General features: G+C 50.8%; 1 tRNA gene (running past one end of the window). It reads right to left on the bottom strand.

What is annotated here, in order from left to right:
* Positions 1-321: 321 nt before the first annotated feature.
* A tRNA-Ser gene (locus B3Z49_RS21180) sits at positions 322-358 on the bottom strand (it continues 103 nt past the right edge of the window).

Genomic DNA, 358 nt, shown 5'->3' with positions numbered 1-358 from the left:
CGATCAATGCTCAGATAGCTTAACTGGCTCGTCATTCCGGCCCCGTCTGTTTTCTTGTTTTGCTGCACACCAGAACGCTCAAGCCTTTTTTCTGTTCCACCTTCGGCTTGAAGCTTGTCAGATAGATCATAGGAAACAGACGAAATCAAGCTGGCTGCGCCGGTGGCACTATGTACTAAACAGTTGTAATTTTTGATATCTTGCGATGAGCCAACGTGATTTGGGAACCGATCTGGCCTCGCCGTGAACAATCGCGTCGGCCACGGCCCAAATGCGCGGGCTCGAAACGAAAAAAGCACCCTTTTGGGGTGCTTTAATCAATGGCGGGCAAGGAGGGATTCGAACCCTCGATAGGGCT

Source organism: Thalassospira sp. UBA1131, from assembly GCF_002311515.1.
Lineage (GTDB): Bacteria > Pseudomonadota > Alphaproteobacteria > Rhodospirillales > Thalassospiraceae > Thalassospira.
Note: the sequence above shows the minus strand (reverse complement) of the source record. Positions and strands in the feature narration are given on the sequence as shown.